General features: G+C 42.5%; 1 protein-coding gene. It reads left to right on the forward strand.

Annotated elements, in window-relative coordinates:
* Positions 1-604 (forward strand): radical SAM protein (locus tag HMPREF0373_RS13350; RefSeq protein ID WP_021740285.1); only part of this gene is annotated, 604 nt, incomplete at both ends.

Consider the following 604-nt stretch of genomic DNA (forward strand, 5'->3'; position numbering starts at 1 on the left):
GAGGATACAGTCTGGGGACTGTTTTCACTACCAGAAACAAACAGTATATGTATGATACAGGAACCGGAAAAGTGTTTGAGTGCGGGGCAAATGAATACCAGATATTAAAAAGCCTGTTTGAACAGACAAGCCTTCCGGAGAAAGTGGAAGGATCTTCTGAAGAAGAACTGGAGGCTGCATACAGAAATATCTGGGAGATGATAGAAACAGAGCATATCCTGCAGATTTCACCGGATTTAAAGTTTGTAAAGGAAACAGACGAAACATTAAGGGATTTGCTACGGTATGATCTGCAGCAGGTTATCCTGGAGCTGACAGAACAGTGTAATATGAGATGCCGGTATTGTATTTATAATGAACATAATGAAGGATACCGGAATTTTTCGCCAAAAGCTATGACCTGGGAAGTGGCCAAACGTGCTGTGGAGTATGCAAGGGATAACAGCGGAGATAAAGTGGCAGTATCCTTTTATGGCGGAGAACCGCTGGTGCAGTTTGAACTGATGAAAAAGACAATAGATTACAGCCGACAGATCATAAAAGGAAAAGAACTGACCTTTTCTTTCTCTACCAACCTGACACTGGTAACACCGGAAATCGCAGC

Source organism: Eubacterium ramulus ATCC 29099 (assembly GCF_000469345.1).
GTDB classification, from domain to species: Bacteria; Bacillota; Clostridia; order Lachnospirales; family Lachnospiraceae; genus Eubacterium_I; species Eubacterium_I ramulus.